Consider the following 16,138-nt stretch of genomic DNA (forward strand, 5'->3'; position numbering starts at 1 on the left):
TTATGTGCTTAAATGAAGTGATTTTAACGATTTATCTAAAATTTAAAAATGATACAAGGAAGATTTAAGGCGAGACTCATTTTGATAATTGAGGACACCAGAACACGCGAAGGACTTGGGTATGCTATCGAATCGAACACTCGTTGCTCCCTCATTAATTCTTATAGCACCTGCGAAGAGGCTATTAAAGAACTCAATAAGACGTCTCCCGATCTTATTGTAATGGATCTAGTTTTCGCAGGTATTGAAGGCATCGAAGCCATCAAATGCATCCGCGAGAAACGTCCGCAGACAGAATTCTTAGTTGTTACGGGCGAGCGTCAACGCGAATTGTTTTTATCAACAATTGCTGCTGGTGTAACTGGATATGTTCTCCAGGAATCCGGATTATCCTATTTCTTAACAGCATTGGATAAAATCCTTGACGGTGGTGCATATCTGAGCCCTGTATTTACGCGGACATTATTGGAAACATTCTGGGTAAATCCAGTATCCCCGCTGTCAGATCGTGAAACTGAAGTATTAAAGTTAGTAACAGAAGGTAAAAGTTATACTCAAATAGCTACTCAACTTCAGATCTCCCAGGAAACTTCAAAGACGCATATCAAGAATATATATAGAAAGCTTAAAGTAGGCAGCAAGTCAGAAGTTGTTAAGAAAGCTATAAACGATAAGCTGGTTTCCATTATTTAGTCCAGGTAGATATTATATTATACTTCGAATTGGTATAGTATATTTCTTGGATCAATGTAATTGTAAAATTCCCCGTTGTTTGTATTCTATTTCTAAGCAGGATTTTAATCCTGCTTTTTTTATGTCATTGTAGGTGTAACTATAATTATATAACTCTTCAGGTTATAATATAATATAAGTTATAACGCTTGTATAGAATTCGGTATAGCGATGCTGCTTAGCTATCGTTTGCGTATTATTAAATCGTATTTTATACTACATATTGCGTTAATCTTCTGCTATAAAATTGGCGATAATACGTTATTTAACGCTTATCGAAGCTTCTTCATCTTTAGCATATAAACCTAAACATTAAAGCATGAAGAAGTATCTACTGTTTCTGCTTGTCCTGCTATGGGCAAGTTTTGAAAGTACCGGCCAGGGACGAACGGTCTCTGGAAAGGTCACCTCAGCGGAAGACGGGTCAGTCTTACCAGGCGTAAACGTAATTGTAAAAGGCACAGCAGATGGTACCGTAACCGATGCGGAAGGGATTTACTCTTTATCCGCCCCGCCTAATGCTATACTTATTTTTACTTTTATTGGATTAAAGTCGGAGGAGGTTGAAGTAGGTGATCGAACCACAGTAGATATAGCGCTTTCGACAGATGTCACGCAGCTTACAGAAGTTGTAGTTACAGGGACTGGTGTTGCTACTGATAAAAGAAAATTAGGTATTGCTGTTGAATCTGTCACTGCGGAAAAACTTCCGGCAGCGCCTTCCGGATCAATAGATCAGGCTTTGATCGGGAAGATTGCCGGTGCACAGATATCTTCTATAAGTGGTAATCCTGGCGATCCTGTAAACATTTTGCTAAGAGGTATCAACACAGTACAAGGCGGTACAAAGCCTTTAATTATAGTAGATGGTGTACAGTTGGCAGCAACAGATATCAACTCGCTGGATCTCAGTAACGTTGATCGCGTTGAGGTGGTACAAGGTGCTGCTTCCGCTGCTATCTATGGAGCACAGGGAGCCAATGGTGTTATTCAAGTGTTTACAAAAAAAGGACAGAAGGGACGCCCGGTTATTAATTTCTCTACAAGTTATTCCACGAATCAATTTCTAAATATAGGTGACGTTCATAAAGCCAGACGACACGGTTATATAACCGATGCAAATAATAATATCACAGATAAGGATGGAAATATATTGAGCTATGATGAGTACGGTAGCATACAAGGTATATCTTATATGTACGGTAAAACGGGTGCCTCAGAACAATATCCAAATGGAAATGGTGCTACGCGTTATGCTATTCAGGATATCCGAAATGATTTTAACAAGGAGTATGGTGCAAACCTTAAATATTATGATCACTTCAAACAAGTTTTTCAAACGGGCTATACAACCAATAATTCATTAAGTATTTCAGGCGCATCTGATAAAAGTGATTACGCAATATCTCTTGCTAATAATCATTCAGTCAGTCCAGTGATGAAAAATGGCGCTGTAGACAGAAGTAATATTACACTCAACTTGGGCAATGAATTGTTCAAGGGATTTAAGATCAGGTCTACAACGCAATTGGTATATACTAAAAATAATCTTCATCCGGGCTTAGGGGCAGCCGGTGGAAATAAATATGGTTTTGGTAATACTTTAGGTAGCGTTAACGGTGTATTTAGCTTCCTGAATACATCTCCATTTTTTGATCTGACACAAAAGTTGGCAGATGGTACATATCCCGGCTATCAGGAAGCTGGTGGTTTTTTGAGTGTGAATGCTGGTAATCCATTTTATCGTACGGAGTACTCCAATCAAATCGACAACAAGATAGATGTAATACAGAGTTTTGATGTCAATTATACAGTGAATAAGTTTATTGAGTTGGATGCCAAATATGGTCTCAACTATAGGACTGAAAATTCTAAATGGACTTATCTGAATCAGTCCGAAAATATAAACTCTGTTTATTATGACAACTGGATAAGTACCTATGCTTCCGACTTAAAGGGAGAGATAGACAACTGGCAATACAACAATACATTTCAAAACTTTTTGGCGAATGCATTTATCAGAACAAACTTTGAAGATGACTTTCATTTAAATATACCTATTGAAACCAGTACACAAATAGGATTTGACTATCGTAAGAGGAAATACACTGAACTTGATACCTATGGTGTAGGATTGTCACTCTCACCGCCAACGAATCTTCAATCCACTTCAGATCAGGCCGTGGCATTTGATTACACAGAAGAATTTGTTACGTATGGATATTTAGTTAACCAGAAAATAGACATTGGTGATTACGGTGGAGTAACTGCAGGATTTAGAAGTGATTGGTCTTCTGCTTTTGGAGGAGGTTCTAAACCATTTACATTTCCTCATTTTGATGGTCATATTTTACCCTCTACTTTCTGGAAGGACAGTAAGCTTGCAGACGTTGTTCCTTACTTTAAAGTACGTGCCGCCTATGGAGAAGCGGGTATTCAACCAAATGCATTCGACCGATATCCTGTTTTGTCTCAGCAAAATCTTGGTACCGGGTTAGTATATACGGTTCCTGAGACGAGCAACAATTCTGGTCTGGCAGTAGAGGTTTCCAAAGAGACGGAAATAGGCACTGACTTTACAGTTGACGTGAGCAATGGAGGGGACTGGTTTAAGTCTATTACCGGATCGTTTACGTATTGGAAAAGAAAAAGTGAAAACGTTATTTATACCGTGAGTGTAGCGCCTTCAACAGGCTCGACAGGACAACTTACAAATGCAATAGGCATGTCATCCAACGGAGTTCAATTCTCCTTGAATTTGCCAGTATATAGTTCAGCTACCATGACATGGGATTTCACTACTAACTGGGGACATCAGGTCTCTAAAATAGATGCTATAGCTGGAGGCAATGATATTATTCTTAACTCAGGCGCTGGTGATGCTTCATTGGTGTTAACGCCTGGTCAGATTATAGGACAGATATATGGCTATAAAGCACTCACCAGCGTGGATGCTACCCGTGCAAATGGTTCGCGCTATATCACTGCCGGAACCGAAGGAAACTATGAGATTGTAGATGGACGCCTCGTAGACAAGACTACCTATCAGATCCAATTTGCAGATGAGAAAACTCCATTGGCTAATCCCAATCCAAAATTCAACGCTTCATTTATAAACTCGGTAAGCTATAAAGATTTTATAACGTTCAGTTTTCAATTCGATTGGGTATATGGCAGTAAACTATATAACCAAACGAAAGAATGGATGTATAGAGATGGTATACATGGTGACTATGAAAAGCAGGTAACTATAGATGGAAAAACAGGAGCGTTTCCGGCATATTGGTCCAGTGCCTACTATGGTTTATTTGGTAGCTTAAACGGAGCGGGTAATCTTGCAACCAAAGACTTCTTTCTCGAAGATGCTTCTTTCTTGAGACTCAGGAATATCTCATTTGCATTTGATCTGGCAAAAATTATGAAAATCCAGTCATTGAAGAAATTTCAATTAGTGCTCACAGGAAGAAATCTTTTGACTTTTACAGACTACTCAGGTTTTGATCCGGAAATCAGTTCAGGCACAGTGAACTCAGCCTTTGACAGAGGTGTAGACCACAACACATTGCCAAACACTAAATCATATCAGGTTGGGTTGAACATAGGATTCTAATTCTTAAAATCTAAAATCATGACTAAATATATATATGGAATTTTTGTTGCAGTTGTTCTGGGAACAATGGGTTGCAAAGATCAATTGGACATCGGGAATCCTAATGCACCAACATTATCTGCGAATGTAAATACAGAAACCGGTGTAATTTCCCTGGCACAAGGAGGTGTTTATATAAATGGTTTCCTGAACGGAGATACGTGGTTGGGAAACAGTTATTTTTCGTTGCCCATGGGATATAATGAGTTAATGGCCGACAACGTAGGTGCTTCTGCATCTAACAATCAAGTTACAACCGTGGGCCAGCCTGACTACATTATTTTGGACGATGGCACGAAAATGACAAACACGTCTCCTTCTGTAGGTATACTTCGTACCTATAACACACGTGCCGCCACTGGTGCCGGTAATAATGCTATCCATTACCAGTGGTTAAATATGTATGCACTTAACAATGCCTGCAATCTTGTACTATCGGTTGTCGATGAAATTCCTTTTACAGGCGATGCTGCCAGTAAAGCTAATACCATAAAGGCATGGTGCTATTGGTGGAAAGGATTTGCGTATGCATCTATAGGAACGAAGTATTATGCAGGTTTGATTGTAAACGAATATGGTGTATCGAGTAATGACTATGTACTGCATGATGTAATCCTGAATGAATCGAATACATACTTTAACCTGGCAGCTACAACACTGTCGGGCATTACCTCAACCAGTGATTATGCGGAAGTATTAGTCCAATTGATTCCTTCGCACACACAAGTTGGCAACGGAGGAGTTCCTACTATAGATATGTGGAAGCGAAACATCAATACGATGTTAGCCCGTAATATATTGCTTAATAAATTATCTCCATTTGTAAATAATAATCCGGATGCTACCATTACGCAATCGTCAATGAGCGGTGTAATGACGGATGCAGATTGGAATGCAGTGAAAACACTTGCAACAGATGGTATACAGAAGGGCGATATAATATTTACCGGACGGACTACTGGTACAAATGATTTCTTCTCTGCAACAGGTGGCACCGTTGCCTCATTGACTGCTACCAATGTATCTACTGCTACATTTAAAGTCAGTGAACGTGTTATTCAGAATTTTAAAACTGGCGACAAGCGATTCGATAATAACTTTAACACCAGTAACAGATATAGCAATGACTATATATATACCACACGCTATAATACTGTGAATGGAGGTAATGGAATTGAAGGAGTATTTGTGTATGCCGACCGGGATGCGGGGGAGCATGAACTTATCATTGCTGGCAGTTATGAAGAAAACGCATTAATGCTGGCCGAGGCCAATATTCGTCTGGATGATATTGATGCTGGTCTTTCCTATATAGATGATGTTCGCGACTACTTCGGTGCTGGCCTTACAGCTGTTTCAGGTACAGGCCTTACAGTATCGGAAGCGCTCTCTGAACTAACGAAAGAAAGAAGAGTTGCATTGTTATTTCGCGGACTATCTTACTATGACAGCAGAAGATGGGGGTGGACGTATGATATTTCAAAAGGTGGAGGAAGTTATGGTAATACAATAGTGCAGGGCACTGTAGTAAATACGAATGCTATAATTAACTATAACTTTATGGACTATTGGGACGTGCCAGCCAATGAGTCGGCATTAAATCCTCCGTCTGAAAGTAGCGTTGCCGTAAAGAATCCTAATTATTAGTTGAAATATATAGTTAAATAAACAAAGCCCTGCTTTTTTAGAGTAGGGCTTTGTTAACTATATGTTAGTGAAGTGACTCGTTATTTTTTGAAATCATTTCGTCAAAGTAACAATTACATCATACAGACTGTTGCTCAAGTAAATTTTTATCTGTGTTTCTTTGCCTCTTCGCTCTCGGGGTAAAGTATAAATATCGTTTGCAAAGTCATGTAATTTTATACATACCACATTATGTGTGATTTATAATTATATATTTTACCTCCCTCAAGTGATTTTCTGCTGATTAAAGCTTCTTCAACTTTAGGACTTTAAACCTAAACAATAAAGTATGAAGAAAACTCTACTGTTTCTGCTTATCTCGCTGTGGATAAGTTTTGAAATTCGAGCCCAAGACAGAACAATCTCTGGCAAAGTAACTTCGGCAGAAGATGGCTCAAGCCTGCCGGGTGTTAACGTTGTGGTAAAAGGAACTACCATAGGTACGGTAACTGATGCCAACGGTGCCTACTCATTAGCGGCTCCTGAAACAGGTACGCTTATATTTACTTTTATTGGATTAAAATCTAAGGAAGTTGAAATAGGAGGGAACACTTCGGTTGATGCGCAATTAGAACAGGATCTCACTCAGTTAAGTGAAGTGGTAGTTACGGCGTTGGGTATAGAGAAATCCGCTAAGTCGATTGGATATTCCGTGACGAAAGTTAAGAATGAAGAACTTACCCAATCCAAAGCTATAAATGTTGCTACTGCTCTCTCCGGTAAAGTTGCAGGTCTGCAAATCAATACTATTAATAATGGTATTAATCCAACAACCCGTATAACACTTCGAGGCAATCGTTCTCTTACCGGAAATAACCAGGCACTAGTTGTTATTGATGGAACTCAATCCACTAGTGATGCTATCAACTATCTGAATCCGGATGATATTGAAAGCGTCACAGTATTGAAAGGTGCTAACGCAGCTGCGCTTTACGGAGCGGATGCCTCTAATGGTGCTTTGATCATTACAACAAAGAAGGGCTCAAATGTTGTCCCAGCCATAAATTTCTCAAACACTACATATTGGGAAAGCATAAGCTTTATGCCAAAATTCCAGGAACGTTTTGGAGCAGGAACTGAATCCTATAGTAGAGTATATATCCCTTTTGAAAATCAATCTTATGGACCTGAGTTCGATGGAAGTACGGTAGATTTAGGCCGCACCCTAGAAGATGGTTCAATTCAAAAAACAACATACTCCTATAAGAAAGATGCAAAGAAAAAATCGTATGATGTAGGTCATACAGTTCAGAATAGTTTGTCATTAACGGGAGGCGACAAGACCAGTAGCTATTTTCTTTCGCTTCAAGATGTAAACACAAAAGGTATTGTACCAGGTGATAAAAACAGAAGAACTTCTGTTCGATTCAATGCAAGCCGTACAATGTTCGAGAAGTTAAAGACCAGCTTTAATGTTGCTTATGCTTTAAGACAAACCGATAGGACCACTTCTGATTTTTACTCGAATGTTTTAAATACTCCGGGACATATCCCTCTGAACGAGTATAGAAATTGGAGAAATTACAAAAATGCTGATGGATCGTTGAACTATGCTAATCCTAATAATTACTTTAACGATTACTTCTATAATCCTTTCATGGCAAAAGATATTAATCGTCAGAAGGACCGCTATGGAAACTTACAAGGTAATGCAGAAGTAAGTTATCAAATCACAGATTGGATGGGTGCTTTATATCGCGCAGGGATGACGTATCAAAGCTATGACTATAAGTTTACTCAAGAGAAGTACGATTACAATGCGTTTGCAAAGTCGACAGGGAAATATATAGCACAGTCAAATATAACGGGTGGTCTCACGGATGCTATGGGTTACACGAATAAGATTGTTCAGGACTTCATTCTGACATTTAAGAAAAACATCGGACCCGTTACAACGGATTTGGTTATCGGAAGTAACGTTCGTGAAGAGAAAGCAAAATTTGTGAGCTTATCAGCAAATGGTTTAGTATTACCTGAACTATATAATGTTAGTAACCGGGTTGGTGAAGCTACTGCAAATGAATTCGAATCAACTACTCGTGTAGTTGGGTATTATGGAGATTTGACTATAGGTTATAATGAATATCTATATTTACATGCTTCCGGTAGAAGAGATGCATACTCGGTTCTTTCAAAGCAGAATCGAAACACATTCTATCCTGGTGTAGATATTTCCTTTGTTGCATCTGAAGCAATCCCAGCACTAAAAAATAGTGCGATATTAAGTGATGCAAAAATCACAGCGTCAGCTACGAAAGTGGGTAACGTTAACGTTGGTGCTTATGCGCTGCAAAATGTTTTTAATGCAGGGAATGGTTTCCCTTATGGAAGTTTAGCTGGATATTCCTTAGGAGATACGTATGCAGATCCTAACTTAAAACCTGAATTGACAACTTCATATGAGGTTGGTGGTGAGTTTGGATTTTTAGATAACAGAATTAATCTTGAGCTAGCTTACTATACTCAAAAGACAGTTGATCAGACAGTAAATATAGATATAGCTTCATCCACAGGATATTCAAGAGCTACAGTAAATGCTGGTACACTTCAGAATAGCGGATACGAGATTACTTTAAAGACAACACCAGTTTCTACAACGGGTGGGTTGAAATGGGATTTAAATATAAATTTTGCTGACAGGGGTACTAAAATTAAAGAGCTTTATCAGGGGCTTAGCAACATCAACCTGTCAAATTACTATGGACAGACCGGTGATGCCAGTTTAGGACAAGTGTTTGCGCAAGTAGGCAGTCAATATCCTATTATAAAAGCGATTTCATATCAACGTGATCCAGAAGGACGAGTAGTTGTTGATCCGTCTACAGGATATCCTATTAAGGATCCTAATCTCAAAACTTTTGGACAAGCGAATCCGAGGTATTTCCTAGGTATACAATCAAGTTTAAAATTCAAAGGGTTTACGTTCAATGCACTGGCTGAGTACAGAGGCGGTAATGTAGTATATCATGGATTAGCGAGCACAATGTGGTTTACAGGTGTAGCAGAAGCAACAGCTGCTTATGGACGTGAACGCTTTGTATTTCCCAACTCATCTTACCTGGGTTCCGATGGTAGTTATGTCGCAAACACATCGATCGCTACAAAAGATGGTGGTCTAGGTGCATGGGACTCTAACTTAAGATCGGTTGGTGAAAACTTTGTAACCAGTGGTAATTTTTGGAAGCTAAGAGAGGTGTCTCTAACGTATGATATACCGAAGAGCATATTTTCTTCTGTGAAATTTATTAAATCAGCTTCCGTAGGATTGATTGGTAGAAACTTATTAATGTTCCTTCCGAAGGAAAATAAATATACCGATCCGGAGTATGCACTTGATAATAGTAACTCTGTAGGATTGAACAGCACGGCTCAAACGCCACCTACACGAACTTATGGTTTCAATGTATCAATAACATTTTAATCTCCTTTAAGACCATTTTATGAAAAAGAAATTTATATACTATATATTGTCAGCAGTGGCAGTTATTACAACAGCCTGTGGTGATGATTATTTGGATGTCAATACAAATCCGAATCAAGCTGTTTCAGCCACTCCAGAGACAGTGCTGACAAATGCTTTAAATGTAACGGCAGCACGCCTTGTTCACAATGAAATTGGTGCTTTTTGGGTTGGCCAATGGTCTCCTTCAGGATCAGTTTCTGGTTTTACACCAGAGAAGACATATGACATCCAAACAACGTTCAGGACTGGAGTTTGGACAGGCCCCTACAATAATCTTGAAGACTATAAATATGTAGAAGAAGCGGCTGTAAAAGAAGGCAAGCAGGCTATAGCGGGTATTGCACGCGTTATGAAAGCTTTCAACTTTCAGATTATAGTGGATGCTTATAACAATGCACCGTATTCAGAAGCTCTTGAGGGCACGACATCTATACGCCCGGCATACGACAACGGAAGTGCTATATATGATAGCTTAATTCGTGATATTAATGTTGCTATAACATATTTGAGTGTTCCTGTCTCAACTACAAATCCTTCTGCAGGTTCAGCTGATATTTATTTCAATGGAGATAATGACTTGTGGATCAAATTTGCAAATACGCTTAAGTTAAGAATGCTTCTTAGGCTAACGAATGTATCTGACAAGCAAGCATTGATTGCATCAGAGATGGCCAAGTTGGGTCAATCAAATACTGTATTTCTTGACAGCGGAGAAAACGTTTCAGCAAACCCTGGTTATCTTAAAACTGCGGGTAAAGAGAATCCATGGTATGAAGCTTACGGATATTCTGCATCTGACTCAAGATCAGGAAGTCATGATTTCTATTGCTGGAGCAATTTCTTTGTGTCCTTTTTATCAGATACCCAGGATAGTGTTCGTATAAAGCTTCTTACATACCCTGTCGGTACTGGTGCAGATAAAAAAATTATTGGTGTACCATTCGGTGAAGGCAATGATACTTATCTATACTCAAAAATTTCAGGATTTGGCCCCGCTTTCCTGCCTACAGATAATACAGTTAAGTCGGCAACGCTTTATAAGAATGATCAAATTGTAATGAGTTCCGCAGAAAGTTTCTTTCTCCAGGCTGAGGCAGTACAACGTGGATTATTGACCAGTAACTTATCTGCACAACAGTTGTATGAAAAAGGAGTGGCGCAATCTTTTTATACTCTTGCTTCATTGGCCGATACTACCGCTTTAAAAAGTAGCTGGCCTTCAAATGTTAATGTAAAAAAGGGTCTTAAAAAATATCTTAGCTCAGGTATAAGTAATGTTGACTGGTCAGCTTCATCCAATAAGGTAGAAGCAATTATCACTCAGAAGTGGATAGCATTGGCTAACTATGGTGGCTTCGAAGCATGGACAGAATATAGAAGGACAGGTATACCTAATGTTCCTCTATCTACGCGTGCTCAAGGTAGCCAATATCCTGCACGGCTTCTCTATCCGTTGTCGGAGTATAGTAATAATGCTGAGAATGCTTCTGCACAGGGAGATATCAATCAATTTACAAGTAAAATATTTTGGGATGCACAGTAAAACTAACGTATTGGATACTATGAAAAATCGAATAAGACTATTACTGGCAACGCTGGTAATACCAATCGCTACAGGATTATTTTTAACTTCCTGCTTAGAAGATAAAGGTTATACTGATATAGTTGACGAAGTCAACAGCAGCAATACTATTGTAAGTTTTTATGGCAGTGGGGGTACAACAGGTACTCAGTCTGTTCAACTTACAGCAGGAAAGGATACGGTTGATTATGAACTCCATATCTCTGCAACATCATCACACAGCTTAGGAAAGGATATCACTGTAACTGTTTCAATTGATGAGAGTGTTATCGCACAGGTAAATGCATCGATTGAAAACGCTGATGAAAAGTTTACATTATTACCGGATTCAGTGTATGATATGCTTTCAACTAGTGTCACTGTTCCAAAAGACACAACAGAGACTTCTTTTTATGTGCGCATTTATCAGTATAAAATGGATAAATCGAAGAGTTATTTGCTTCCAGTAAAAATTAATGGTGTTGAAGGAGTTTTAGTGGCAGATAATCTTGGAACAGCTAAACTTGCATTTATTGGCAACGTTTTAGCAGGTCCTTATACATCCACGTATACTTTGGTAAGAGAAGGTAATAGTCCTCAACAATTATCAGAAGATCCTAAAGCTTTAGAAGCAGTTGATTCAAAAACACTTAAGGCTTTCGCTGGTTATGCTTGGTTTGGTAATTCTGATATTAAATTTAGATTTTCGGTTAACTCTGACAATACTGTGAAAATAACATCTGATCCAGATGCAGTGAAAGCGGGTATAACAATAGGCCCAACATCCGGAACTACCTCAACCTATGATCCACTAACTAAAACATTCCATCTATACTACGAGTATGTGAATGGTTCTGGATTTTATAGGAAGTTTGATGAGATATTGGTTAAAAAATAATCTTTGTAGCCGTTGTAAAATCGAGTATACTAAAAAAATATAAAAGAGGCCGCTATCAGAAAGCGGCCTCTTTGTTTCTTTGCGCTAGCCCAAACTTATTCTGTATGTAACAGTTGTCTGCACACATGCTATTTGCCGGATACTTTTTGTTCTTGTTCTGCTTTTGTGAATTACATGTTTTCACTGTTTAAGAACAGAACTGTGAAGAGCAATAAAATGTATATGGTAAAAAAATACCACAAGATGGATATATTTTTACCGACAGCAGTCTCAGTGAATATACTTACAAAGTATATAATATTCTTGCATGCAAGCCTGTAAGAACCGTTTCCAAAGATACTATAGACAATCTGCAATTTTATTTATACCGCTCACCATTGATTTGAGTTTAGAGTATATATAGCCATTTCTTATTATTGTATTCTTAAAATCTAACCGCTTATATGAAGAAGCTCCTTCTGCCTGTTGTTCTGTGTTTCGTTTTTCTAAGGGGCGTTTCACAAGGAGAAATCCCGGTTGACGTGGCTACTGGTAATCCGATCATCCAAATTCCTCTCTGGACAGTTACGGATATGACTAATTTTCCTTAAATGGCATTGAGTCTGATTTTCCATGAGCCCTTTGCCAGCACTTAATGTGCATAATGTAACCCCGACATGTTTAATAGAAATCCATTTACGCCGCTGATGAAAATTAAAAGTATTCTAGTGAATATATATATGAAGAATCTTATTGTTTTTTTTATTACTCTAGCTTTTTCAATCAATTCATTTTCTCAAAGCAACTCTACTTCTCAGATTGAACTTCCTCAGATCTTGCCTGCATCTCCTGAGCCTTCAGCCTTTGTTAAGGCTGGTGTAGGAAATGTAAATACGTCTACAGGAGCGGCAACGGCTAGTATTCCGCTATACACCATCAAACTCAAAGACTATACATTTCCCATTGCTTTGACTTACTCTACTCAAGGGCTCCGGGCGGATGAAGCCAGTTCCAGAGTTGGTTATGGCTGGGTGTTAGATGCGTCTTCAGGTGTTATCACCCGCTCGGTAAAAGGTGAGCCGGATGAGTATGCACAGCGACTCGCTTCTCCTACCGACTTTACTTCTGACACAGATGTGCTTTATCACTATTATAAAAACGCATCAACATCTGGTTCGGGGTTTGATTCACAGCCGGACGAATTTCAGTTTAATTGCAACGGTTATTCTGGGAAGTTTGTACTTGACGATGATTATATACCCCGTGTGACATCAACGAGTAATATCAAAATTGATTTGGATATTACTGTTACACCGGGAAGCACCAGCGGGAATATTAGTTCAATTCTGTTAACTGCCCCCGATGGAGTCAAATATTATTTTGGAACGTATGAGCGCACAACGAGCCATAATGTAATGCGCTATAGTGCCTATAAATTGGTTACGAAGACAGCTTTTTTTTTAGATAAAATTGAATTACCCACAGGTGAGTATATTTTGTTCCATTATACACCGATCAATACTTCGGTTGCTACTGGAATTACGCAAACACTTCAGGTGTCAAAAGTCAATGGCAGCATGATGTGTGGTGATTGTTCTACCTTAAACAGTTACACCACTCAAAAAGATGCTGTATCATACGCGACTCACTATCTAAATTCAATCACCACATCAAATGGTCAACTCATCAAATTTACGTATAGTCAACGTCCTGATATCAGTGGTGATAACCGCCTGACTGCTTTAGAGGTAGTTAATTTGAAAAAATATCAGTTTGAATATTATGATGTTCCTATGTCCTCAGGAAATAATGCTATAGGAAGGTTTTTTCTAACAAAAGTCAGAGATGTCGTACAAGATGCTCCTAATACGAGCTATGATTATATTCTTGATTATGACCGGTTGGATCAAGTGCCTTTGCCTATACTCTTTAACCAGGATTATTTCGGGTATTACAATGCTTCCCGCTATAGCTACCTGATTCCTTCAAGTACTAAGTCCGATGGTACGATTGATTTCAGTTTCCGAAATCCCAATAGTGATGCCGCAAAAATAGGTACGCTTGTTAGCATCCGATATGCGACTGGGGGAAGGGAAGAATTTATATACGAGGGAAACACGCAAAGTACTAGGATCGAAAAAACTTCCTCAAAAAGTCTTGAACTTTCAGGTACTGGAGGAGGAAGTTCAGGAGTGAGTGAGCCAGTAACCTATACCAGGTCTGATGTAATGGTCTCATGGGATCAGACCGTTACATTGTCGGCATATACTGATGATGCTCTTCCATTTGATGATCAAACTACCGATTCACATGTTAAAACTCTTTCAGTGTCTGTCTATGAGGGCGAGACACTGATTGCGTCACGGTCGATTTTAGGGTATGCGTCAACGAGCACAGACTTTACTTTGCTCCAAGGGCATACATATACTATCAAAATGGTGATCTATAGTTATACGGAAATAGGGTATGTCACTTTCATTTATGATAAGTCAAACTATTACATATATCAAAACAAACAGATTCCAGGAGTCCGGCTTAGACAAATAAAATATACAGACCCTTTTACAGCCAAAACCTATAGTAAATTTTATACATACGCTTCTTTGGGTGACCTGACCAAGTCATCTGGGAGTGCACGAGGCTTAAGTTTTTATTCGACTTTGGCTACCAAGAATTTTTGTGGTGATTATGCTGCGTATACTACTAACTGCAATAGTGATATTTACACCTCCAGCAGCACAAATGATGTCTATGGTAGCGTTGGAAGTGGAAGTCTGATTTACTATACCACTGTGATTGAAAGTGACGCACCGGATTTTCAAAATGGAGGAACTGAATATACTTTCTATAGCAACGAAAACGGAGAGGCTGCCCAAGTAGTACTAGGAGAATCTGTTAGTTATTTTTCAGGTCAATATCCAACACTTTCGGGGGTTGTTTATAAAAAGAGAATATTCAATAAAGACAGGATCATTGTTCAGGAAGAACAGAATGACTATGAGACGAAGTTTGATATGACAAATTCGACATACTCTGTCTATGTACGAAAAAAATACCAGCCTTGGGATACACGACCCGACAGACTTGAATCTTTTGACGTCATGCAAGCTTACTATGGCAATTGTTGGAATCGTTTAAAAAAACAAACCAACCGGTCATACTTTGAAGGCGTAGCTCTGACACAGAGCACACAATATACCTACGGACAAGCTATAAATGTGCTTCCAGAAACCATTACATCAATCGATAGTAAAGGCACTGAAACTAAAGTATCAAGACATTATCCCAACACCTATACGTACCAGGGAGAGGGTGATGATGACAATCGTGCATTACCAGGGTATTCCGCACTTACCAATAAGCATATACTTACACCCGTGGTGGAAGAGGTTCTATATAAGGGAGGAATGCTCACCCAGCAACGAAAAACGCTTTATAAAGATTGGTTTGCTAATACAGCTGTAATTGCTCCGGAAGTTATTCAGGTAAAGGAATCACAAGGCGATGATCTACACGATGCCTTACTCTTCAAGCAGTATAATTCATTAGGTAATCCATTGCATGTGCAGATGAAGGATGATCTGTCAATAGTTTATCTATGGGATGATATATTAACGCAGCCAATCTGTGAAGTAAAGAATGCAACGGTTGATCAGGTAGCCTATACGAGTTTTGAAAACAATGCATTGGGAAACTGGACTATATTATCAGGAACGACAAACACAAAAACCGGTTTTACGGGAGGTCAATGTTTTACAGGGAGTTTGAAAAAAACAATTTCTGCTGCGGGTATATATATAGCGTCATTATGGACGAAGCAAAGTGCCTCTGTAAATGGTGCCTCCGGGGTACTTGTGAGAAGTGTTGGTGATTGGAAGCTTTATCAGTGGATATTAACTAATCCTTCGACCATTACAATACAAGGCACCGATATAGATGAGGTGAGGCTAACACCTGCTGGAAGCTTGATGACTACTTTTACCTATAAACCTTTTGTTGGTATAAATTCAATGACTGACGCCAATAATAATGTTGCATACTATGAGTATGACAGCTTCAACCGGCTCAATTTAATAAGGGATGCTAAAGGAAACATCATTAAAACCTTTGAATATCACTATCAGGAACAATAATTTTTCCGCTTGAACTCCCATGACAAGACAAAATAAA

7 protein-coding genes are annotated in these 16,138 nt (G+C 38.8%); all 7 read left to right on the top strand.

The genetic code is table 11. The annotated features are described in order from the left end of the window. Window positions 1–48: 48 nt before the first annotated feature. The 7 genes from B5Y40_RS27850 (at window position 49) to B5Y40_RS27880 (ending at window position 16,101) form a co-directional block, all read left to right on the top strand. Entirely contained in the window at window positions 49–693 is a 645-nt protein-coding gene (locus B5Y40_RS27850) for a response regulator transcription factor (RefSeq protein ID WP_079690170.1), read from the top strand. A gap of 358 nt (window positions 694–1,051) precedes the next feature. Next, window positions 1,052–4,342, top strand: coding sequence for a SusC/RagA family TonB-linked outer membrane protein (locus B5Y40_RS27855; RefSeq protein ID WP_079690171.1), 3,291 nt, complete (start codon window positions 1,052–1,054; stop codon window positions 4,340–4,342). Window positions 4,343–4,360: 18 nt separating this feature from the next. After that, window positions 4,361–6,028, top strand: a complete 1,668-nt coding sequence (locus B5Y40_RS27860) for a RagB/SusD family nutrient uptake outer membrane protein (RefSeq protein ID WP_079690172.1) — start codon at window positions 4,361–4,363, stop codon at window positions 6,026–6,028. A gap of 328 nt (window positions 6,029–6,356) precedes the next feature. After that, window positions 6,357–9,488: a SusC/RagA family TonB-linked outer membrane protein gene (locus tag B5Y40_RS27865; RefSeq protein WP_079690173.1), complete on the top strand. Its 3,132-nt coding sequence runs from the start codon at window positions 6,357–6,359 to the stop codon at window positions 9,486–9,488. 19 nt (window positions 9,489–9,507) lie between these two features. Next, entirely contained in the window at window positions 9,508–11,073 is a 1,566-nt protein-coding gene (locus B5Y40_RS27870) for a SusD/RagB family nutrient-binding outer membrane lipoprotein (RefSeq protein ID WP_079690175.1), read from the top strand. Window positions 11,074–11,092: 19 nt separating this feature from the next. Beyond that, window positions 11,093–11,989, top strand: a complete 897-nt coding sequence (locus B5Y40_RS27875; RefSeq protein ID WP_159453829.1) for a BT_3987 domain-containing protein — start codon at window positions 11,093–11,095, stop codon at window positions 11,987–11,989. A 719-nt stretch (window positions 11,990–12,708) separates the two neighbouring features. Beyond that, entirely contained in the window at window positions 12,709–16,101 is a 3,393-nt protein-coding gene (locus B5Y40_RS27880) for a hypothetical protein (protein WP_143785976.1), read from the top strand. The last annotated feature ends 37 nt before the right edge of the window (window positions 16,102–16,138 follow it).

It is taken from the genome of Ohtaekwangia koreensis (assembly GCF_900167975.1).
Taxonomy (GTDB): domain Bacteria; phylum Bacteroidota; class Bacteroidia; order Cytophagales; family Cyclobacteriaceae; genus Ohtaekwangia; species Ohtaekwangia koreensis.